Origin of the sequence: Streptomyces sp. NPDC021093, assembly GCF_044333135.1 — a bacterium.
Classification (GTDB): domain Bacteria; phylum Actinomycetota; class Actinomycetes; order Streptomycetales; family Streptomycetaceae; genus Streptomyces.
Map to the genome: position 1 here is coordinate 15,253 of NZ_JBIRQJ010000008.1, position 20,527 is coordinate 35,779.

Genomic DNA, 20,527 nt, shown 5'->3' on the forward strand with positions numbered 1-20,527 from the left:
CCCCCCGTATCAGTAGGTCCGGTCCCAGTGTTGCCCCACGGGCGTCGATCCGCAGGGATTTCACGGCAGCTCTTCTCACTGATTGAGGACGCATCACCCGTGCGGACGGTTCAGCTCAACTGGCCCCTCTCTTCGGGTGGTTCGGGGTGACCCGGGCGGGCTAGTCCGGATGGGTCACGTGGGCACGGCGGTGCCCCGCGCCTCCGGGCCTGGAGGGCGGGGCACCGTATGTGCGGAGGGTCAGGCGAGCTGGCCGAGGAGCGGGGCCGACGGGACCGGGTTCAGCCGCAGAGTGAGGACGGGCAGCAGGTCCGAGACCTTGCAGGGGTGGTGCGGGGCGATGCCGGGCGGGGCGGGGGCCAGTGGCACCAGGACGTCGGACGGGGCGGGAGCTCCGGTGGAGGCGTCGGCGGTGGGGTCGCCGTGCAGCCACAGGGTCATCATGTACAGGGCGGGAATGGACAGCAGCCGCGGTTGGTAGGCGGCCGCCATGCCCTCGGCCTGGCGCAGTGCGCGCTCGGTGGAGCTCAGATAGGGGCCCTCGCAGAAGTGGGAGAAGGTCCAGCCGTCGGGGGTGAGTACGGTATTGGCCGCGGCCACCGCCCGGTCGCCGTTGCGGATCAGGAACCACCACCCGGTGAGGCGGGTGCGGGGCGGGCGGGCGCCTCCGGTGATCTGGTCCAGGACGTGGACCGGGAGCGTGAGTTCGGGCGTGAGCGGCCCCTGGAGGGAACGGAGGGCCGGGGTGCGGGCCTCGGTGACGGCAGTGGGGGAGCCGAGTGCCGCGAGAACGCTGCGCAGGGCGGGCGCGGGAGCCGGGGGTACGTGCAGCGGCATGGTGGATCGCCTCTCGCTCTGGGAGACATGGTGAAGCCTGGGCGGTGCGGACGGCGCTGTCAGCGGTGCGGGGCTGGAGAGGGCCTTGGGCGAGGGCCTGGCGTCAACTCTCCGCCTCGTTCGCGGAGTTTATACGACACGTGTTCACACGATGTTTCGTCTAGTCGTCGTGGATATGGCCTGCAAGTCGGTATTCGGCCCTGTGGACAGGGCATTCAGCAAGGGGAAAGTCCTGGTTCGAGGCCGGAATGCAGGATGATTCCGGGGCATTCTCCGCAGCGGCGGTCGGCCGGAACTCGTCGGCATTTTTGACCACTTCTGTGAAGCTGGTAACTGCGCCCTGCGCCATGCCCGCGGAATGTGCCCGCAGGAATTCGCATCGAGGGTAACGCGTACCGGTGGCGGGTGGGGCGTTATGGATCAGTCCGCCGGGGCATCATCGACCGTGAACCACAGGACGCAGCGGCCGTTGCCGCGGGCTGCCCCGGCTGAGGAAGGACGCTCCGATGGGTGAGAAGGTCGTGGCAGACGGATTCGATCTGGTCGACCGGCAGAAGTACCGGCACAAGCTCCACGAGTGTCTGGCGGGGCTCGGGAGGCTCTTGGAGGAGAAGAAGTTCGACCGGCCGAAGAATCTCATGGGGCTGGAGATCGAACTGAATCTCGCGGGGGCCGACGGGCTGCCGAAGATGATGAATGCGGAAGTGCTGGAACGCATTGCCAGCAGGGATTTCCAGACCGAGCTCGGGATGTTCAACCTGGAGGTGAACATTGTTCCGCACCGGTTGGGCGGGCGTGTTCTCGATCAATTGGCGGAGGAACTGCGCACCGGTCTGGGCTATGCCCACCGGAAGGCCGCCGAGGTCGACGCGGGAATCGTGATGATCGGCATCCTGCCCACGCTGGGGCGGGACGACCTGGTCCACGCGAACCTCTCGGACGTCGACCGGTACGCGCTGCTGAACGAGCAGATCGTGGCGGCAAGGGGTGAGCCCTTCCAGCTCGACATCGAGGGTGTCGAGCGCCTGACCTGCAACTCCGAGTCGATCGTGCCCGAATCGGCCTGTACGTCCGTGCAGTTGCACCTCCAGGTGACACCGGGGCGCTTCGCCGACGTGTGGAACGCGGCGCAGGCCGTCGCCGGGGTGCAGATCGCGGTGGGGGCCAACGCGCCCTTCCTGTTCGGGCACGAGCTGTGGCGGGAGTCGAGGCCGCCGCTGTTCACGCAGGCGACGGACACCAGGCCGCCGGAGCTGATCGCGCAGGGGGTGCGGCCGCGGACCTGGTTCGGCGAGAGGTGGGTGGACTCGGCGTACGAGCTGTTCGAGGAGAACCTGCGTTACTTCCCCGCGCTGCTGCCCATCTGCGACGAGGAGGAGCCGCTGCGGGTGCTGGACGAGGGCGGGGTGCCGCAGCTCAAGGAGCTGGTGCTGCACAACGGGACCGTGTACCGGTGGAACCGGCCGGTGTACGGGGTCGCCGACGGCGTGCCGCACCTGCGGGTGGAGAACCGGGTGCTGCCGGCCGGGCCGACGGTGACCGATGTGATCGCGAACGCGGCCTTCTACTACGGGCTGGTGCGGGCACTGGCCGAGGATGCCAGGCCGGTGTGGCGGCGGATGGCGTTCGCGGACGCGGAGGCGAATTTCGAAACGGCCTGCCGGTACGGGATCGACGCGGAGCTGACGTGGCCGCGGACGGGGCGGGGCGCGGGGACGCAGAAGGTGCCGGCGGTCAAGCTCGTACGGGACGAACTTCTGCCGCTGGCCGCGGCGGGGCTGGACGCGTGGGGGGTGGAGGCGGCGGACCGGGACCGGTATCTCGGGGTGATCGAGGAACGGTGCCGGAGGCGGGTGAACGGGGCTTCCTGGCAGGTGGACACGTATCACAGGGCGCTGGAGGCGGGGCTGGGGAGGGAGGCGGCGCTGGCGGCGATGACCCGGAGGTACGGGGAGTTGATGCACTTGGGGGAGCCGGTGCATTTGTGGGGGGTGGGGTTTCCGGGGCGGGGCTGATTCCGTTTGTTCTGTGCTTGTCGGGCAAGCTGTGACGTCCCCTGCGGTGGTGCCCCTCCCTTGAGCCTTGCGGCTGTGGCGAGACCCCAGCGGTGCGGGGATCAGGATGAGGCGGGACTACACAAGCGGAGGTCGGAGTGCAAGGGGATACGGGGCAGATCGGCGACGTGACACCCGACAAGCCGGGGCTGGGGCGTGAACGGCCTCTGACCCGGCGGGTGTTGGGGACCGAGCTGCTGCTCGTGCTGGCCCTGTCGTTGGGGGCCAGTGGGCTGTCCGCGCTGATCAGGTTTATCGGGGCGGTGACAAAACCGGGTGGGCTGAAGGACCAGGCGGCGAATCTCAACAGCTCGGCCGCTCCGGGGCGTCCGTGGCTGGATCTCGTCTGGCAGCTGTTCAGCATTTCGACCGCCCTGGTGCCGGTGGCGCTCGTCGCGCATCTGCTGCTGCGGGAGGGCAGCGGGCTGCGTGCGCTCGGCTTCGACCGGCTGCGGCCGTGGCCCGACCTGGGGCGCGGGACGCTGGTCGCGGCCGGGATCGGGAGTGCGGGGCTGGCCTTCTACTTGGTGGCGAACGCGACGGGGTTCAACCTGACGGTGGTGCCGGAGTCGCTGCCCGAGGTGTGGTGGAAGTACCCCGTGCTGATCCTGTCGGCGATCCAGAACTCTGTGCTGGAGGAGGTCATCGTCGTCGGGTATCTGCTGCGCAGGCTGGGGCAGTTGGGGTGGACGCCGATGGCCGCGCTGGTCGCGAGTTCGGTGCTGCGGGGGTCGTACCACCTGTACCAGGGGGTGGGCGGCTTCATCGGGAACATGGTGATGGGCGTGGTGTTCGTACTGCTCTACCGGAAGTGGGGGCGGGTGGGGCCGCTGGTGGTGGCCCACGCGCTGCTCGACATCGGGGCATTCGTGGGGTACGCGGTGCTGGCGGGGAGGGTGGACTGGCTGCCCACCCTCTAGTGGCCGGACCTGCCCTCAAGGAGTGGTGAGGAGGTCGCCTTCGAGGACGGTGACCGCGTGGCCGGTGAGATGGGTGCGGTCGCCGTGCAGGGCGGTGCGGACGAGGCCGGTGCGGGCGCCGCCCTGGAGGCCGGTCAGTTCGGTGCGGCCCAGGCGGGCGGACCAGAACGGGGCGAGGGCGGTGTGGGCGCTGCCGGTCACCGGGTCCTCGTCGATGCCGACGGCGGGGAAGAAGCAGCGGGTGGCGAAGTCGTAGCCCCGGGAGGGCTCCTCGGCGGGCGCCGTCGCGATGACGCCTCGGCGGGAGAGGGCGGCCAGGGCCTTCAGATCGGGGGCGAGGGCGCGGACCTCCTGCTCGCTGCGGCACTCGACGAGGTAGTCACCGACCTGGTCCCCGGTGTAGAGGACCGTGAGGGGTTCGACGCCGAGGGCTTCGGCGAGCCCCGGGGGTGCCTCGACGGGGTTCAGGGGTGCGGTGGGGAAGTCGAGGGTGAGGGTGCCGTCGGGGTGGGCGGTGGAGGTGAGGATGCCGCTTCGGGTGGTGAAGCGGACCGTTCCGGTGGCGGTGCCCGTGGTGTGGAGGACGTGGGCCGTGGCCAGGGTGGCGTGGCCGCACATGTCGACCTCCGTGGTGGGGGTGAACCAGCGGAGGGCCCAGTCGGCGGGACCCGAGCCGTGGTGGGCGGCGGTGCCCGTCGGCGGGAGGGGGTGGGCGAAGGCTGTTTCGGCGAGGTTGAGCTCGGCGGCCACGTGCTGGAGCCAGTCGTCCTTGGGGAAGGAAGTGGCGTCCTCCAGGAGGAGGACCCCGGCGGGGTTGCCCTGGAAGGGAGTTGAGGTGAAGGCGTCGACCGTTCGGATGCGCATGGGGCGAGCGTAGGGACAGGGCGGTGGGTGGGGGTATGGCCAATTCGGGGTGGGTGGACCGGGGGTGGGTGGACCGTGGGGCGGGCGGCGAAGTTGGCGGGGGTGCTGGTGGACGTTTGTCGGGATGGGCTCAATGGGTGGTTGTGGGTGGGGTGTTGGGATTTGGGGGGTTAGGGTGCTTCGGTTCGTTGTTGGGGCTGAGGAGGCGTTGTGGCCGTATTTATGTTGCAGTTGGCCGAAGGTGTCGATGATGTGGTGGAGGCTCGGGCGGCCGGGCGGACCAAGTCGGGGGAGATCGTGCTGGAGTCCGTCGACGAGCGGGGGAACCCCGTGCGGATCAGGACCTATCGGCCCGACACGGTGACTGCCGTCTTCCGGCGCGGGCCGGGGGACTCCGGGAGCTACGGGTGGATTCCGCAGCCGGCGAGCGGTACTTGGTGGTGCTACTGAGGCGTTGCCGGGTGGCGGGGCTGTGTGGGACGCCTGCGCCGGGTGTACGCCGGTCGGCGTTTGCGGGGCCGGGGTCGGGGTCGTGGCCGGGTCCGTGCGTTCCGCTCGTGTGGGGTGGGCTGCCGCTACCCCGGCTACCGTGTCGGCCGGGTCGTCACCCGTGGGTGCGTGCAGGTCTCCGTTGGGTCGCCGCACGTTCGCCGATACCGCCGCCGTCGGCGGGAGTCGCCTTGCAGGGCTGTCGGGCGCTGGGTGCCGATGGCACCGGTGCGTGGCAGGGCAGAAGTAGGGCCGGGGCCGGGGCCGTGACGAGCAGGAGTCGGCGAGACGCTTCCCGGCGTTCCGGGGCGATGGTGATGGCGATGGCGAAGGCAGTCGGTGCCGGCGGTGGTGTTCGGCCGGGCCGTACGTCCGTCACCCCGGCCGAACAGCACACCCGTGACTGCGGCCGAGCCGTACGCCCGTAACCCCCGGCCGAACAGCACGTCCGTATCCCCATCCCCGACCGAGCGGTTCGCAGGCGAGCTCGGCCAGGGCCGGTGTGCTGACGCGGACCCCGTACAGGCCGACGTACACCCGGCTGCTCAGCAGGGCGGGCGTGGGCGGGGTCATGGCGTCCGTGGGTCCGTGGTGGTGGCAACTAGAGTGGAGCTCTTTGTTCCGCGCATCGCCCACGGTATTTCGACGGAAACGGCCCCATGTCCTCCCTGCACGTCCCCCGTATGTCCCGGCCCGACTGGCTGGCCTCCCCGAAAGTGTTCCGGACCGAGGTCCTGGGCGGGCTGGTGGTCGGGCTGGCGCTGATTCCCGAGGCGATCTCGTTCTCGGTGATCGCGGGGGTCTCGCCGAGCGTAGGGCTGTTCTCCGCCGTCACGATGGCCGTGGTGATCTCGTTCGTCGGTGGGCGCAAGGCGATGATCTCGGCGGCGACGGGGGCCGTCGCGCTCGTCGTGGCACCGCTCAACAAGGAGCACGGGCTCGGGTATCTGGTCGCCGCCGTGATCCTGGGCGGGCTGATGCAAGTGGTGCTGGGGGCGCTCGGGGTGGCCCGGCTGATGCGGTTCGTGCCGCGCAGCGTGATGGTGGGGTTCGTCAACGCGCTCGCGATCCTTGTGTTTATGGGGCAGTTTCCCGAGCTGACCGGGGTGCCGTGGGCGGTGTATCCGCTGGTCGTGGGCGGGTTGGTGCTGACCGTGCTGTTCCCCCGGATCACCACCGCGGTGCCCGCGCCGCTGGTCTCCATCGTCATACTGACGCTGATCACGGTCGGGGCGGGCATCGCCGTACCGACGGTGGGGGACCGGGGTGAGCTGCCTTCGTCGCTGCCGGTGCCGGGGCTGCCGGACGTGCCGTTCACCATGGACACGCTGACGACCATCGCGCCGTACGCCTTCGCGCTCGCGCTCGTCGGGCTGCTTGAGTCGCTGATGACGGCGAAGCTCGTGGACGACATCACGGACACGCACTCCAACAAGACCCGCGAGTCCGTCGGGCAGGGCATCGCCAACATCGTCACCGGACTGCTCGGCGGCATGGGCGGCTGCGCCATGATCGGCCAGACGATGATCAACGTGAAGGTGTCCGGGGCCAGGACCCGGCTGTCGACCTTCCTGGCCGGTGCGTTCCTGCTGGTGCTGTGTCTGCTGCTCGGGCCGGTCGTCTCCGAGATCCCGATGGCGGCACTGGTGGCGATCATGGTGCTGGTGTCGGCCGCGACCTTCGACTGGCACTCCGTACTGCCGAAGACGCTGCGGCGGCTGCCGGTCGGCGAGACGCTCGTCATGGTCATCACCGTGGTGTGCGTGGTCGCCACCCACAACCTGGCCGTCGGTGTGGTCGTCGGCTCGATCAGCGCGATGGTGATCTTCGCGAAGCGGGTGGCGCACCTGGCGGAAGTGGCACGGGAGGTGGACGGCGGGAGGGTCGTCTACACCGTCACGGGCGAGCTGTTCTTCGCCTCGTCGAACGACCTCGTCTTCCAGTTCCGGTACAAGGACGATCCGGACGACGTGGTCGTCGACCTGTCCCGGGCACACATCTGGGACGCCTCGTCGGTGGCGGCGCTCGACGCGGTCGAGACGAAGTACGCCCGGTACGGGAAGACCGTCACCATCACCGGGCTCAACGAGCCGAGCGCGGCGATGCACGGGAAGCTGGCGGGGCGGCTGGGGTGAGGTGATGTGATGTGAGCGGGCGGCGCGGCCCGGCGCGGCCCGGCGCGGCGCGGCCCGGCCCGGCCCGGCTCTGGGCTCGGCTCAGGAGAGCAGCGCCCAGAGCACCGGCGCTCAGAGCACCAGCGCTCAGGCAACCAGCCCCGACAGCTTGCGGAGCGACTCGTTCAGGGCCGTCGTCGCCGACTCCCTGAGCTTGCCCGCCATCAGTGACACGGCGGCTCCGGTGAACTCGCCGTCGATACGGGCCAGGGTGGAGCCCGCGTCGGTGGGCGTCAGGGAGTACCGCATCGCCAGGTTCACGCCCATCGGGCCCTTGCCCCGTACGACGAGCAGCCGGTCCTCCGTCAGCTCCTCGACCGTCCAGGTCACCTCGGCAGGGAAGCCCATCAGCTTCATGTTCTCCTCGTACGTCGCCCCGACCGCGAGGGTGTCGGGGCCGCCGTGCGGGAAGCTGGTGTGGGTCGCGTTCCACTGGTCGTACGACGCGAAGTCCGTCAGCCGGGACCAGAGCTTGTCCGCCGGTGCTTCGATGCGTGCCTCTGCGCTGACCTCGGCCATGTGAGCGTCCCTTTCCGCGCGGGTACCTGCTGGGTGTCGCGGAACGTAGTCGCAGGGCTGCGAACATTCAATACTGATGAACCGTCAGGTTTCTGGTCGTCTCAGGGAAGTTTCATGCGATCTCCTTCGCAGGGAGGAGAAGGCGGGCGGCGTGCCCAACTCCGGTGGGATGCGGGAATGCTCCCCCGCGGGGATGACCGAACGGGGCCGTGGCTGATGGGGTGAAGGGGTGCACAGTTCCGCCCGACGGATCTCCGGCAACGGAGAGGCCGTCCCGCCCCGCCCCGGCATCGAGGCCGGACTCACCGTCGAAATGGCCACGGTGGTCGCCGGTGCGCGCCGTCGGGCCCAGCGCGACGGCGACCGGCAGATCGACACCGCCCATCTGCTGCACTCCCTGCTGGAGACCGACCCAGAGGTGCGGGAAACCTTCGACGGCGGGCCGCAGGTCGCGCGGGTGCTCGGCTATCTCGTACAGCGCAGCATCGGGTACGGGCTGCGCTGGCAGTCCCGCGTCGAGGGAACGGCGGGGGTGACACCGGTGGCGGGCTGGTCGCCCGCCGCGGTGGCCGCCATGGAGACGGCGTTCGCGCGGGCTGCGGAACGAGGGGATCCGCAGGACGGCGGTACGGGTCTGGCAGGCGGCACCGATCTGCTGGCCGCGCTCGCCGGTGACCCTGACTGCCGGGCGGTGGAGGTGCTGCGCCGCGCGGGGGTCGAACCGGCGCTGCTGATCGGGCGGTTGCGGGTCGCCACCGTCCCGGAGATCTAGGGCCGGGGAGGGGTTGGGGCGGGGTCGGGGTGGGGTCGGGGCGGGTTTCTGGCGGTATGCGGGGCGCTCGTCTCGACAGGCGTAACGCCGGTGACGGTCCTGACCGCAGCTGGCATGATGTGCCGATGCACGCTCAGGGGAGAAGCGTCGGCCTGGGCCTTGCCCTGCTGTCGGCGCTCGCATTCGGTGGTTCAGGTGTCGCGGCCAAGCCGCTGATCGAGGCGGGGCTCGATCCGCTGCACGTGGTGTGGCTGCGGGTGGCGGGGGCGGCACTGGTGATGCTGCCGGTCGCCTGGCGCCACCGTGCGCTGCTGCGCCGCAGGCCCGCACTGCTCGCGGGTTTCGGACTGCTCGCCGTCGCCGGAGTCCAGGCCTTCTACTTCGCCTCGCTCTCCAGGATCCCGGTCGGCGTCGCCCTGCTCGTCGAGTACCTGGCGCCCGCGCTGGTGCTCGGCTGGGTGCGGTTCGTGCAGCGCCGGCCGGTGACCCGGGCCGCCGCCGTGGGTGTGGTACTCGCCGTGGGAGGTCTCGCGTGCGTGGTCGAGGTGTGGGCGGGGCTCAGCTTCGACCTGCTGGGACTGCTGCTGGCGCTCGGTGCCGCCTGCTGTCAGGTGGGGTACTTCGTGCTGTCCGACCAGGGCGGTGACGGAGCGGACGCGGCCGACCCGCTGGGCGTCATCGCGCACGGACTGCTGATCGGCACCGTCGTCCTCTCGGTGATCGCCCGGCCGTGGGAGATGAAGTGGGAACTCCTCGGCGGCACCGTCGACATGGGCGGCGGCCAGGTGCGGGCATGGCTGTTGCTCGGCTGGGTCGTCCTGATCGCGACCGTGCTGGCGTACGTCACCGGAGTGGTCTCCGTACGGAAGCTGTCGCCACAGGTGGCGGGAGTGGTGGCGTGCCTGGAGGCGGTCATCGCGACCGTGGCGGCGTGGGTGCTGCTGCGCGAGCACCTGTCGCTGCCGCAGATCGTGGGCGGGGCCGTGGTGCTGGCGGGCGCGTTCATCGCACAGTCGTCGACGCCGAAGGCGGCGGGCGAGGGGCCGGTGGCGGGCGGCTCCGGCGACGCGGGGGCTTCGAAGGACGCGGACGGCGCCAGGGGCACGGACGGCGAGAAAGACGCGATCGGCGAGAAGGGCGCGGACAGCACGAAGGACGCGCACGGCGCCAGGGACACGGGCGGCCCGGGTGCGACCGGGGTCCAGGATGCGGAAGGGACGTTGTCGGCCGGACGGGGCACGCCGTAGGGTGACGATCATGCCGACCACACTCGTACTTCCCCCTCCCGCCGCTTCCTAGCGCGCGGGTGCCCGGAGCCGCTGTCGGCGGCTCGTCGAGGCTCACTGAGGACGAAGACCGGCCCGGGCAGCCCCTGGGTGGTTCGTCGCTGCCCGCGTGCGGAGCCGAGCGACCCATTCCGTCTTCGCTTTCCGTGGGGAAGTCACGTGTCCAGTCCTGTCGTTGTACGTTCCACCGGCCTGCCCGTAGGGCGTGGCCTGCTGTATCTGATCGTCGCCGGAGTCGCCTGGGGAACCGCGGGGGCGGCCGCCTCGCTGGTGTACGGGGTCAGTGACCTCGGGCCGCTCGCCCTGTCGTTCTGGCGGTGCGCGGGCGGCCTCCTCCTGCTGCTCGCCGCCCGCCTCTGCATGCGTACGGGCCCTGCCCGCAAGGGAGTCGAGGCCGGTTCGCGCCGCAGCCGGGTGGCCCGGGTGCTCTCCACCGGGCTCGCGTTCACCGTCTTCCAGAGCGCGTACTTCGCGGCCGTCCAGGCGACCGGGCTCACGGTCGCGACCGTGATCACGCTCGGCGCGGGTCCTGTGTTCATCGCGCTGGGTGCGCGCGTGCTGCTCGGCGAGCGGCTGGGGACCGGCGGAATCGGCGCCGTGGTCGGGGCGCTGGCCGGGCTCGGGGTGCTGACGCTCGGCGGCGACGGCGCCTCGGTGCGCACCGGCGGTGTGCTCATGGCGCTGCTCTCGGCCGCCGCGTACGCGGTGATGACGCTGCTGACGCGGTGGCTGGGCCGGGACGGCGGCGGGGGCAGCCCGGTCGTGACGACCGCCTGGTCCTTCGCCGTCGGGTCGGTGTGCCTGCTGCCGCTCGCACTGGCGGAGGGCATCCTGCCGCACACCGTCGAACTCACCCGGGTGGTCTGGCTGTTGGTGTACGTGGCGGCCGTGCCGACGGCTCTCGCGTACGCGCTGTACTTCGCCGGAGCCGCCGTCGTACGGTCCGCGACGGTGTCCGTGATCATGCTGCTCGAACCGGTCAGTGCCGCCGTCATCGCCGTCGTACTGCTCGACGAGCGGCTGACGGCGGCCACCGTGGCGGGGACCCTGCTGCTGCTCACCGCGGTGGTGGGGCTGGCGTACGGGGAGGCGCGGGCGGCCGCCCGGGTGCGCCGGGCGGCCGTCCCGGTCTGACTACGGGGCGCGGTACGAGGTCCGGCGGCGGGCGTGGTGTGCGGCCGCCGCCGGGTCGTGCGGGCCGTTGCGGGCGGCAAGACCGGCCGCCGTACGGTCCATGACCTCGGCGGGTTTGTGGCCCGCGTACTTGAACTTTGCCCGTACGCCGGTGACTTCGAGGCGCAGTCCGCGAATGCCCGACAGCATCCGGCCGAACGGGGCCTCGCCCGGCACGGCGGGCGCGGTCCCGCCCTCGGGCTGGAAGTGGGCCACCTGCCGGTTGAGGAGCTCCGCCTTGGCGGCGGGGTCGTCCACCAGGTGGGCGGTGCAGCGCAGTTGGACCGCCGTGTAGAAGCTGGTGGGCGTCCCGTGCTCGGGAGGGGCGCCCTCCGGGGCCTGCCAGGGGCCGGGAACGAAGGTGTAGTCGTCCACGACGCTGAGCAGGACCTGCGGGTTCGCCTCGACGGCGGCCCAGATGGGGTTCGGGCGGGCGAGGTGGGTGATCACCTCGCCGTACGGGCCGGTCCGTGCGTCGTACGAGAAGTGGGCGGGCTGTACGAACGGCGGCTCGCCGTCCACGCCGTTGACCGCGAGCTGCCCGAAGTCGTGCGGGGCGAGCCAGCGCTGCCATTCGGAGTCGTCCGCGGGCGCGTCCCAGGGATGGATCAGCACGGCCGGGCCCTCAGCGGGCGGAGAGGTAGTCGGGGAGCGCGACGGCCGGGTCCAGGTCGTCGGCGGGGATCGGCGTGCCGTGGCCGCGGGTGAGCGGGACGACACCGGTCCAGTACGGGAGGGAGGCGTCCTCGGGTTCGTCGTTCGGCGGGCCGGTGCGGACCTTTGCCGACACCTCGTCGAGGTCGAGGCGGAGTACGGCGGTTGCGGCCAGCTCCTTGGCGTTCGCGGGGCGCGAGTCGGCGGAGCGGCCGGGGACCACGTGGTCGACGAGGGCGTCCAGCGCGATGCGCCGCTCCTCCTCGTCGACGACCGGGCGGGCCGTGCCGTGCACGACGACGGAGCGGTAGTTGATCGAGTGATGGAAGGCGGAGCGGGCCAGCACCAGGCCGTCGACGTGGGTCACGGTCAGGCAGACCTCGATGCCCGGAGCCTCCTCGGTGCGCCCGGCGGCCCGCAGCGGGCGCGAACCGGTCGAGCCGTGGACGTAGAGGCTGTCGCCGATCCGGCCGTAGAGGGTCGGCAGGACGACCGGCGCGCCGTCGCGGACGAAGCCCAGGTGGCAGACGTACGCCTCGTCCAGTATCGAGTGCACCAGCTCGCGGTCGTACGACGCGCGCTCCGGGGAGCGGGTGGGGACGGTGCGGTCGGTGGGGGTGTACGGGGCCGGGGCGACGTGCATTGCGTTCTCCATTGCACTAGTGCATAGTGTGTTTTGTGCTAGGAGAGTATCGGATCAGTGGCAGGCGTGCGTCGGAGATTTCCGCGAGTGTGGAACGGGCGGTGGGCGAGGGTGAGCTGGAACCGGGCCAACTCCTGCCGCCGATGCGGGAGTTGGCGGCGCAGCTGGGCGTGAATCCCAATACGGTCGCGTCCGCGTACCGGACGCTGCGGGAGCGCGGAGTCATCGAGACGGCCGGCCGGCGGGGCAGCCGCATCAGGGCGAGGCCCGTCAGCACCGCGCGCGAGTCGATCAGGGCCGACATCCCGGAGGGTGTGCGGGACCTCTCGAAGGGCAACCCCGACACCGCCCTGCTGCCGCCGCTGCGGGACGCGCTGCTGTACGCGGCCGAGCGGGCCGACGCGACGCCGGGGCTGTACGGCGAGGAGGCGCGGGACCCCGAACTGGTGCGGCTGGCGCGGGCGGACTTCGATGCCGCGGGGGTTCCGGACGGGCCGGTCGCCGTCGCTTCGGGCTCGCTGGACGCGATCGAGCGGGTGCTGGCCGTCCATCTGAAGCCGGGGGACACGGTCGCCGTGGAGGACCCCGGGTGGGGGGCGATGCTCGACCTGGTCCCGGCGCTCGGGCTGCGGGCGGTGCCGGTGGCGGTGGACGACGAGGGACCGCTGCCCGGCGAGGTGGAGCGGGCGCTGCGGGGCGGGGCGCGGGCGGTCGTGGTGACCGCCCGTGCGCAGAACCCGACGGGGGCGGCGGTGAGCGCGCAGCGGGCCGTCGCACTGCGGGAGGTGCTGGCGGCCCATCCGTCGGTGCTGCTGGTCGAGGACGACCACGGGCACGGGATCGTGGACCTGCCCGTGCACGTGCTGGCGGGGGCGGGCGGCGGGCCGTGGGTGTTCGTACGGTCCGTCTCCAAGGGGTACGGGCCGGATCTGCGGGTCGCCGTGCTGACCGGGGACGCGGTGACGGTGGACCGGGTGCGGGGGCGGCAGCGGCTCGGGCCCGGCTGGGTGAGCCGGCTGCTGCAGCGGGCGGTCGTGCGGCTGTGGACCACGGGGGCGGTGGACGCGGACGTCGTCGCCCGGTCGTACGGGGAGCGGCGGGACGCGCTGGTCTCGGCGCTGGCGGAGCGGGGGGTGCGGGCGCACGGGCGCAGCGGGATGAACGTCTGGGTGCCGGTGGCGGACGAGACGGGGGTGGTGGCGCGGATGCTCTATGCGGGATGGGGGGTGGCGCCGGGGGCGAGGTTCCGGATGGCGGCGGGGCCGGGCGTCCGGGTCACCGTCTCCACGCTGGACGCGGGAGAGATCGGGGCGGTGGCGGACGCGGTGGCGGCGGCGATCGGGCCGGGGCCCGAGGGGGAGGGGCGGAGGTACGGGTGAGGAGGGGTGCGCGTCCGTGCGGGTGCGCGCCTGAGGGGGCGTGTGCGTCCGGTGCGGGTGCGCAGCGCGGGGTGTGCCGGTGCGCACCGCGTCAGGGGCGGCGTCCGGTCTGGGTCAGGGCGGCGCCGGCCAGGACGACGAGGGCGCCCACGGGGGTGTTCCAGCTGAGGGGTTCGGAGAGGAGGGCGACTCCGGCGACGGTGGCGATGACCGGGATGAAGTAGGTGACCATCTGGGCGGTGGTCGGGCCGATTTCCGACACCAGGTTGTACTGGAGGAGCATCGCCAGGCCGGTGCCGAGCGCGCCGAGCGCCACGACGGCGAGCAGGGGGAGGACCGGGAAGGAGGTGGGGAGCGTAGTGAAGAGGGGGGTGACGACGGCCAACTGGGCCGTGGCGAGCAGGAGTTGGGCGCCGGTCATCGAGAGGGCCGGGTCGGTGCTGCCGCCGAGGGTACGGCGCAGGTAGATCCAGCCGATCGGGTAGCTGAGCGAGGCCAGCAGCGCCATCGCCGTGCCGGTGAGGTCCAGTCCTGAGAAGCCCTGCCAGGCGCCGAGGACGGTGAGCACGCCGAGGAAGCCGAGGCCCAGGCCCGCCACGCGACGGCGGGTGGGGCGGTCCTCGGAGAGGGCCACCAGGGAGAGGGCCATCCCCCAGAGCGGGGAAGTGGCGTTGCAGATGCCTGCGAGCGTCGAGGGGATCGTCAGCTCTGCGTAGGAGAAGAGCGAGAACGGCAGCGCGTTGAGGAAGAAGGCGGCGACCGTGAGATGACCCCAGGTGCGGGCGGAGCGCGGCAGCCGGGTGCGCTTGACCGCCATGGCCGCGACCAGGACGAGTGTGCCGAACAGCAGTCGCCCGAAGGTCACTTGGAAGGGCGCGTACGCCCCGGTGCCGACCTTGATGAAGAGGAAGCTGAAGCCCCAGATGAGGGCGAGCGCCGCGAAGCGGATGCGCCAGTCGAGGGCGCGGCGGCGGGTGGGCGTCGGCGTGGTGGCCGGTGCGGTGGTCGCCGGTGCGGCGGCGGGGGCGGGCTTCGGCTCGGCGGCGCGGGTTCGAGCCGTGGTCACGGGGGTCATGAAGGTAACGATGGCGGTCTGGATCTCGTAGCACAAGCAAGTTCTGTTGGAGTGACTGCGTAGTATTGCTTACATGTTGAATCTGGAGCGGCTGCGCACCCTCGACGCCCTCGCCCGGCACGGCTCGGTCAGCGGCGCCGCCGAAGGGCTGCACGTCACCACGTCCGCGGTGTCCCAGCAGATGGCCAAGCTGGAGCGCGAGGTCGGCGAGCCGCTGCTCGCCAAGAACGGGCGCGGGGTGCGGCTCACCGAGGCGGGACGGCTGCTCGCCGGGCACGCGTCCCGGATCCTCTCGCAGGCCGAGCGCGCCCAGTCCGACATCGAGGCCCAGCGCGGCCGGGTCGTCGGGGACCTCGCGCTCGCCGCGTTCCCGACCGCCGCCCGCGGCCTGGTGCCGTCCGCGCTCGCCGCGCTGCGCGACCGCCATCCCCAACTGCGGGTGAAGATGCGGGAGGTGGAGCCGGACGCGGCGGTACGGGGCGTGGTGCGCGGCGACTACGACCTCGCCGTCGTCCTCGACTGGTACAACAAACCGCTGTCCATGCCCGCCGGACTCGCCAAGCGCGAACTCCTGGAGGACCCGGCCGACGTGGCGATGCCCGCCGGTCACGCGCTCGCCGGGCGGACCGAGGTCGACCTCGCGGAGTTCGCCGACGACGACTGGGTGACCTGGGCGGAGGGCGAGTTCTGTCACGAATGGCTGCTGTTCACCCTGCGCGGAGTGGGCGTGGAGCCCCGGCTCGCGCACGTCGCCGAGGAGCACGCCACCCAACTCGCGCTGGTCGAAGCCGGGTTGGGGGTGTGCGTCGCTCCCCGGCTCGGGCGCGGACCCGTGCCGGACGGCGTGAGCGTCGTACCCGTACGCCATGCGATGCGGCGGCATGTGTACGTGGTGTGGCGCGCCGACGCCGACCGGCGGCCGTCGATCAGGGCGGCGGTGGAGGCGCTGGCGGTGGCGGGGGAGCAGGTGGCGAGCTAGGGGTGGCCCCGGGGGCGTCCGGCCCGGGATTCCGCCGGCCGGGACCCGCCCCCGCTACAGCTTGTGGAAGTCCCAGGAGGCGATCGCGTCCGGAGTCAGCCGCAGCCAGGCGTGCCGGCCGTCGTGCGGCATCTGGGTCATGCCGAAGTACTTCTGGGTGAACAGCCCCTCGGGGACGACCAGTTCGGGGCACCGCTCGCCCGTGCGGGGCGCCTCGCCGACGAACTCGGCGGTACCGGACAGCTCCACGCCGCGCAGCTCCCCGTACTCGACGCCGTCGTCCACGAGCACCGCGAGCCGGGGGTCCTTGCAGAGCTGGGCCCAGCGGCGGCTGCGGGTGATCGAGTACAGCCAGATCGAGGTCCCGTCCCAGACGAACCACAGGGCGCCGACGTGCGGGGCGCCGTCCGCCGAGACCGTGGCCACCCGGCAGGTGCGCTGCTCGGCGAGGTACGCGTCGCGCTCGGCTTCCGTCATCATGATGCGGCGGCCCCGGCGCTGGGTGTGGTCCGTGGTGGCCATGCGGTCTCCCTGAAAGGCGTGTGCTGAAAGGTTTCTGAACCCCGCGTCAGAGATCATGCTGGCTCTTCCTTCGGTACGCAATGGGCGCTACCCTCGCGCGCCATGTCGGCAAACGAACGACTCGTGGCCCAGCTCGACCCCGCAAGCACCGCGCTGCTCACCGTGGAGTGCCAGGAAGGCGTGGTCGGCGAGGACAGCGCACTGCCCGAACTGGCCGCCGAGGCAAGGAAGTCGGGGGTCCTGCAGAACGTCGCGCACCTGGTCGAAGCCGCGCACGCGGCAGGCGTACAGGTGGTGCACGCCGTCGCCGAACGGCGTCCTGACGGGCGCGGCGCCAATCACAACGCACGGCTCTTCCGCGCGGCGGAACGGCTCCCCGTGCGACAGCTGACCGGGACGCGGGCCGTACGGGTCGTCGACCCGATCGAGGTGGCGGAATCGGACCTCGTGGTGCGCAGGCTGCACGGCCTGTCGCCGGTCGCGGGCACGGAGGTGGACGCGCTGCTGCGCAACCTCGGGTGCCGGAACGTGGTCGTCGTCGGGGTGTCCGCGAACGTGGCCGTCCCCAATGCGGTGTTCGACCTGGTGAACCTCGGATACGGGGTGGTGGTGCCGGCCGACGCGATCGCGGGCGTGCCTGCGGACTACGTGCGGGCCGTGGTGGAGAACACCCTCGCCCTCGTCGCGACGGTCGCGCCGACGGACGAGGTGCGGGGACGCTGGCTGCGGCAGCCGGGCAGCGGGAGCTAGTTCTCCCTGCGGGGCCGGGGCTCGGCGCGCTCGTTCGCCGCCGCCGTCGCCGTGCGCAGCTGCTGGCGGATCTCGCCGAGGTGCTCGGCCGGACTGTAGACCGTGAGCGCGGCCCGCGACTTGGAGAGCAGCAGGGCGTCCGGCGCCGGGGCCGTCTCGCCGTCGTACGCGAGGAGTTCGACGTCCGTGAGGCCGTCCACGGCCAGCCGCTCCACGTGCTCGGCGCGGAACACCCGGGAGCGGTTCAGGGCGCCGGCGAGTGCGGAGACCACCAGACGGGTGCGGGCCAGGCGGGCCGCCGCGTCGACGGTACGGACGTCCAGCAGGCCCTCGTCCAGGTGCGGGCGGTGCGAAGGGGCGAGGCCGTCGGGGAAGTAGTGGCCGTTGCCCGCGAACAGCAGCCACAGGGAACGGGGTTCGCCGTCGACGGTGACGTCCAGGGGTGAGGCGTCGCGCAACACGCCCACCAGGGACACCGCAGCGGCCGGCCACTTGCCGATCCGGCCCTCCCACCGCTCGCGCCGCCGCACCAGCTCCGGGTAGAAGCCGATGCTGAAGGTGTTCACGAAGTCGGTGACGCGGCGTCCTTCGCCGTCCGTGACCCGGGCCAGGTCCACCCGCACCGCTTCGCCGTGGTGGACCGCGTGCGCGGTGTCCTCGAAGGTGGCGCAGTCCGCGTCCAGCGCGAAGTGGTTCAGGGTGCCGCCAGGGAACACGACGAGCGGCAGACCGGCTTCGGCGGCGCGCGCCGCCGCCGCGCTCACCGTGCCGTCGCCGCCGCAGACGCCCAGGACTCCGGCCAACTGCCCGGCCCGTACGACCGCCTCGTCGAGGATGTCGGCGAGGTCGGCGCCCTCTTCGCGCAGGAGGATCTCGGCCTTGGGGAGGAGCAGCCGCAGGTGTTCGTCCGCGGGGAGGCGGCCGGGAACGCCCTTTCCCGAACCGGAGTTGACGACCACGACCAGGCCCTCGCCGTGCGGGAGCGCGGGCGCTTCGACGCGGGTGCGTCCGTCGCGCACGTACGGCGGACGGGGCGGCCACCAGTGGCAGGTGACGACGGCAGCAGCCACCCCCAGCGCGCACCCGGCGAGGACGTCACCCGGGTAGTGGACGCCGATATACACCCGGGAGAAGGCGACGGCGGCGGCGAGCGGGGCGAGGAGCGCGCCGTAGCGCGGGGATTCGAGGGCGATTCCGGTGACGAAGGCGGCGGCGGACGCGGAGTGGCCGGAGGGGAAGGAGGTGGTCCAGGGGGCTTTGGCGGGGAGCCGTACGAAGGGGACCGAGTCGGTCAGGGGTCTGCGGCGGCGGACGGCGTACTTGGCGACGGCGTTGGTGGTGAGGGAGGCGAGGGCGAGGGAGCCGACGCCCCGGCGGGCGGCGCGGCGGGCGCCGGGGCCGCCGGCGGCGGCCAGGGCTGCCGCGGTGGCGAGCCAGAGGCGGCCGTGGTCGGCGGAGGCGGAGAGGGCGGGGAGGAGGCGGTCGGCGCCGGGGAGGTGGGCGGAGGCGACCTTGTCGAACCAGCGGTGGTCGAGCTTGCTGAGGCGGGTCATGGGGGCGGTCCGTCCGGGGGGTGGGGTGGGCTTCGAGCCTGGGGCCGTGCGGGGGTGGGGCGGGGCTTCGAGTGTGTGTCCGTGCGGGGGTGGGGGTGAGGAGCGTGCGTCCGTGTGGGTGCGGGCGGGCGCCGTGTGAGGGGCGGGGCCCGCGGTGGGCCCCGGGCCGGTGCCTGCCGCGGGCGGGGCCGGTGGTGGGAACGGTCAGCTCTGGGAGGCGTGCCACTCTGCGACGTAGTCGTCGAAGATGGTGCGCAGGTGGTGGCCGATCTGGAGGTAGTCGAGGTCGTCCAGGTTGGCGAGGGAGGCGCGGACGGACCACTGCGGGCCGTCGAAGCCGCCGCCGTTGAGGAGGACGACGGAGGTCTGTTCGGCGAGCCGGAACAGTGGGTCCACCGGGTCGTAGTTCTTCTCCAGGAAGTCGGCGAACGCCTTGCCCTGGGTCCGCTCCGCCTCCGCGAGGAGATCGAGCTCGATGTAGTACGCCGCCCGCTTCGGGTCCTCGGCGATCTTCATCTGGGCGCCTTCGAGGAGCAGTTGGAGGCGCCGCTGCACGATCGCGCGGATGCGCTCCTTGTAGACCTGGCCCTCCTCCAGCATGTCGAAGAGGGAGAAGAGGCCCATCATCACCTGCTGCGGGAGGGAGAGGCCCGCGGTGTGGTTGAGGGCGACCTGGCGGGAGTCGGCGACCAGGCGGTCGATGAACCTGATCTTCTCGGGTTCCAGGGAGAGCGTGCTGTAGCGCTTGTTGAGGCGGTCCTTCCGGTCCTGCGGCTGGGCGGCGATCATCGCGTCGATGACGTTGTCGTCGTGCAGTCCGATCACGCCGAGGCGCCAGCCGGTCGCCCCGTAGTGCTTGGAGTACGAGTAGACGAGGAGCGTGTTGCGGGGCAGGTCGGCGGCGATCGAGCGGAAGCCCTCCACGAACGTGCCGTACACGTCGTCGGTGACGATGACGAGGTTCGGGTTGGAGTCCGCCACGATCTGCTTGATCTGGTCGGTGACCCGCTGGGAGAGCGCCAGGGACGGCGGGTTGCTGGGGTTGACCAGGCAGACCATCCTGACCGTAGGGTCGGCCAGCTTGGCGACCTCATCGGTGGGGTAGCGCCACTCGCGCACCCCGTTCTCGGCGAACATGCTCGCCTCGACGAGCACCACGTCGAAGGCGTACGTGTCGAGCTCGGGGATCTCCAGGTACGGGGTGAACTCCGGCACCATCAGGGCGATCCGGTCGCCCTTGTGCAGGACGCCGTTCTTCATGAGGGAGTCGAAGATGTAGCACATCGCCGCCGTGCCGCCCTCGGTGGCGAAGATGCTGAGGTTGTCGGCCGGGGGGTTCGCGTCGAACATCTCGTCGTGGAGGTAGCCGCGGACGATCTTCTCGCAGTGCGTCAGCATGCGGTCGGGGCTCGGGTAGTTGTCCCCGACCATCGAGTCGGCGAACTCGTGGACGAACGCGTCCTTCTCGAAGCCGAACCGCCGCACCGCCAGGTCGAAGCTCGCCTTCAGCATCTCGATGCCGGGCAGCTCCGGATGCGTACGGACGAACTTCTCGAAGCGCTCGCCGCAGCCCAGCTCCTCCGGCATGCCGCCCAGGTCGTCGGCGGTCCACACCCGGCGCGACTCGCTCAGTGCGAAGTAGCCGAGTGCGCAGTACGCCTCGCGGGGGCCCGTGGCGACCCAGTTGGGGTTGCCGCGGCCCGCGTTGAGCATGGTGCGGGCGGCCCTGCCCTTCTGCCCCGGCTTGTCGGCCTGCGCGGACTCGGCGAGCTTGATGAACTCGGCCTTCAGCTCGAAGGGGCTGAGGGAGGAGAGGCGCTGCATCTCCTCGCGGCTGTACGTGGACTTGGGCACGGTGCGACTCCCGGGAGGTAAGGGGGTTCG

19 protein-coding genes are annotated in these 20,527 nt (G+C 71.7%); 10 read left to right on the plus strand and 9 right to left on the minus strand.

Annotated elements, in window-relative coordinates:
* Positions 1-240: 240 nt before the first annotated feature.
* Positions 241-837 (minus strand): hypothetical protein, encoded by a 597-nt coding sequence (locus ACH4SP_RS25085; RefSeq protein ID WP_398417796.1) that lies wholly within the window; start codon positions 835-837, stop codon positions 241-243.
* A gap of 506 nt (positions 838-1,343) precedes the next feature.
* Between ACH4SP_RS25085 and ACH4SP_RS25090 the strand changes: the two genes are divergently transcribed.
* Positions 1,344-2,852, plus strand: a complete 1,509-nt coding sequence (locus ACH4SP_RS25090; protein WP_398417797.1) for a glutamate--cysteine ligase — start codon at positions 1,344-1,346, stop codon at positions 2,850-2,852.
* A gap of 188 nt (positions 2,853-3,040) precedes the next feature.
* Positions 3,041-3,811, plus strand: coding sequence for a CPBP family intramembrane glutamic endopeptidase (locus ACH4SP_RS25095; protein ID WP_398418358.1), 771 nt, complete (start codon positions 3,041-3,043; stop codon positions 3,809-3,811).
* A gap of 15 nt (positions 3,812-3,826) precedes the next feature.
* Here ACH4SP_RS25095 and ACH4SP_RS25100 read toward each other — a convergent pair whose 3' ends face one another.
* A complete protein-coding gene (locus tag ACH4SP_RS25100) occupies positions 3,827-4,675 on the minus strand; it encodes a PhzF family phenazine biosynthesis protein (RefSeq protein WP_398417798.1) in 849 nt (282 codons plus the stop codon).
* 210 nt (positions 4,676-4,885) lie between these two features.
* On the opposite strand from ACH4SP_RS25100, the gene ACH4SP_RS25105 reads away from it, so the two are divergent.
* Both ACH4SP_RS25105 and ACH4SP_RS25110 read left to right on the plus strand, forming a co-directional pair.
* Entirely contained in the window at positions 4,886-5,125 is a 240-nt protein-coding gene (locus tag ACH4SP_RS25105) for a hypothetical protein (RefSeq protein ID WP_398417799.1), read from the plus strand.
* A gap of 698 nt (positions 5,126-5,823) precedes the next feature.
* Positions 5,824-7,299 carry a SulP family inorganic anion transporter gene (locus ACH4SP_RS25110; protein ID WP_398417800.1) on the plus strand — a complete coding sequence of 492 codons (1,476 nt, stop codon included), beginning with the start codon at positions 5,824-5,826 and terminating at the stop codon, positions 7,297-7,299.
* Positions 7,300-7,425: 126 nt separating this feature from the next.
* Here the strand turns inward: ACH4SP_RS25110 and ACH4SP_RS25115 are convergent, their stop codons facing one another.
* Positions 7,426-7,857 carry an SRPBCC family protein gene (locus tag ACH4SP_RS25115; RefSeq protein ID WP_398417801.1) on the minus strand — a complete coding sequence of 144 codons (432 nt, stop codon included), beginning with the start codon at positions 7,855-7,857 and terminating at the stop codon, positions 7,426-7,428.
* A 313-nt stretch (positions 7,858-8,170) separates the two neighbouring features.
* On the opposite strand from ACH4SP_RS25115, the gene ACH4SP_RS25120 reads away from it, so the two are divergent.
* From ACH4SP_RS25120 to ACH4SP_RS25130, 3 genes are all read left to right on the plus strand, one after another.
* Positions 8,171-8,629, plus strand: a complete 459-nt coding sequence (locus ACH4SP_RS25120) for a Clp protease N-terminal domain-containing protein (protein ID WP_398418360.1) — start codon at positions 8,171-8,173, stop codon at positions 8,627-8,629.
* A 125-nt stretch (positions 8,630-8,754) separates the two neighbouring features.
* Entirely contained in the window at positions 8,755-9,876 is a 1,122-nt protein-coding gene (locus ACH4SP_RS25125; RefSeq protein ID WP_398417802.1) for an EamA family transporter, read from the plus strand.
* A gap of 198 nt (positions 9,877-10,074) precedes the next feature.
* A complete protein-coding gene (locus ACH4SP_RS25130; protein WP_398417803.1) occupies positions 10,075-11,049 on the plus strand; it encodes a DMT family transporter in 975 nt (324 codons plus the stop codon).
* On the opposite strand, the gene ACH4SP_RS25135 is transcribed toward ACH4SP_RS25130, so the two are convergent.
* Positions 11,050-11,703 (minus strand): FMN-binding negative transcriptional regulator, encoded by a 654-nt coding sequence (locus tag ACH4SP_RS25135; RefSeq protein WP_398417804.1) that lies wholly within the window; start codon positions 11,701-11,703, stop codon positions 11,050-11,052.
* A gap of 10 nt (positions 11,704-11,713) precedes the next feature.
* Positions 11,714-12,397: a pyridoxamine 5'-phosphate oxidase family protein gene (locus tag ACH4SP_RS25140; RefSeq protein ID WP_398417805.1), complete on the minus strand. Its 684-nt coding sequence runs from the start codon at positions 12,395-12,397 to the stop codon at positions 11,714-11,716.
* Positions 12,398-12,420: 23 nt separating this feature from the next.
* Between ACH4SP_RS25140 and ACH4SP_RS25145 the strand changes: the two genes are divergently transcribed.
* The gene (locus ACH4SP_RS25145) at positions 12,421-13,764 is read left to right on the plus strand and encodes an aminotransferase class I/II-fold pyridoxal phosphate-dependent enzyme (protein ID WP_398417806.1); all 1,344 of its coding nucleotides are present in this window, start codon (positions 12,421-12,423) and stop codon (positions 13,762-13,764) included.
* A gap of 91 nt (positions 13,765-13,855) precedes the next feature.
* Here the strand turns inward: ACH4SP_RS25145 and ACH4SP_RS25150 are convergent, their stop codons facing one another.
* A complete protein-coding gene (locus ACH4SP_RS25150; RefSeq protein WP_398417807.1) occupies positions 13,856-14,875 on the minus strand; it encodes a DMT family transporter in 1,020 nt (339 codons plus the stop codon).
* 37 nt (positions 14,876-14,912) lie between these two features.
* Between ACH4SP_RS25150 and ACH4SP_RS25155 the strand changes: the two genes are divergently transcribed.
* Positions 14,913-15,818 (plus strand): LysR family transcriptional regulator, encoded by a 906-nt coding sequence (locus ACH4SP_RS25155; protein WP_398417808.1) that lies wholly within the window; start codon positions 14,913-14,915, stop codon positions 15,816-15,818.
* A 54-nt stretch (positions 15,819-15,872) separates the two neighbouring features.
* On the opposite strand, the gene ACH4SP_RS25160 is transcribed toward ACH4SP_RS25155, so the two are convergent.
* Positions 15,873-16,340, minus strand: coding sequence for a pyridoxamine 5'-phosphate oxidase family protein (locus ACH4SP_RS25160; RefSeq protein WP_398417809.1), 468 nt, complete (start codon positions 16,338-16,340; stop codon positions 15,873-15,875).
* 102 nt (positions 16,341-16,442) lie between these two features.
* Here ACH4SP_RS25160 and ACH4SP_RS25165 point away from each other — a divergent pair, with 102 nt between their 5' ends.
* A complete protein-coding gene (locus ACH4SP_RS25165) occupies positions 16,443-17,090 on the plus strand; it encodes an isochorismatase family protein (protein WP_398417810.1) in 648 nt (215 codons plus the stop codon).
* On the opposite strand, the gene ACH4SP_RS25170 is transcribed toward ACH4SP_RS25165, so the two are convergent.
* Positions 17,087-18,643 (minus strand): bifunctional phosphatase PAP2/diacylglycerol kinase family protein, encoded by a 1,557-nt coding sequence (locus ACH4SP_RS25170; RefSeq protein WP_398417811.1) that lies wholly within the window; start codon positions 18,641-18,643, stop codon positions 17,087-17,089. The two genes, ACH4SP_RS25165 and ACH4SP_RS25170, sit on opposite strands and share 4 nt — an antisense overlap.
* A gap of 204 nt (positions 18,644-18,847) precedes the next feature.
* Complete coding sequence (locus ACH4SP_RS25175; RefSeq protein ID WP_398417812.1) at positions 18,848-20,497, minus strand: bifunctional aspartate transaminase/aspartate 4-decarboxylase; 1,650 nt, start codon at positions 20,495-20,497, stop codon at positions 18,848-18,850.
* Between the last annotated feature and the right edge of the window lie 30 nt (positions 20,498-20,527).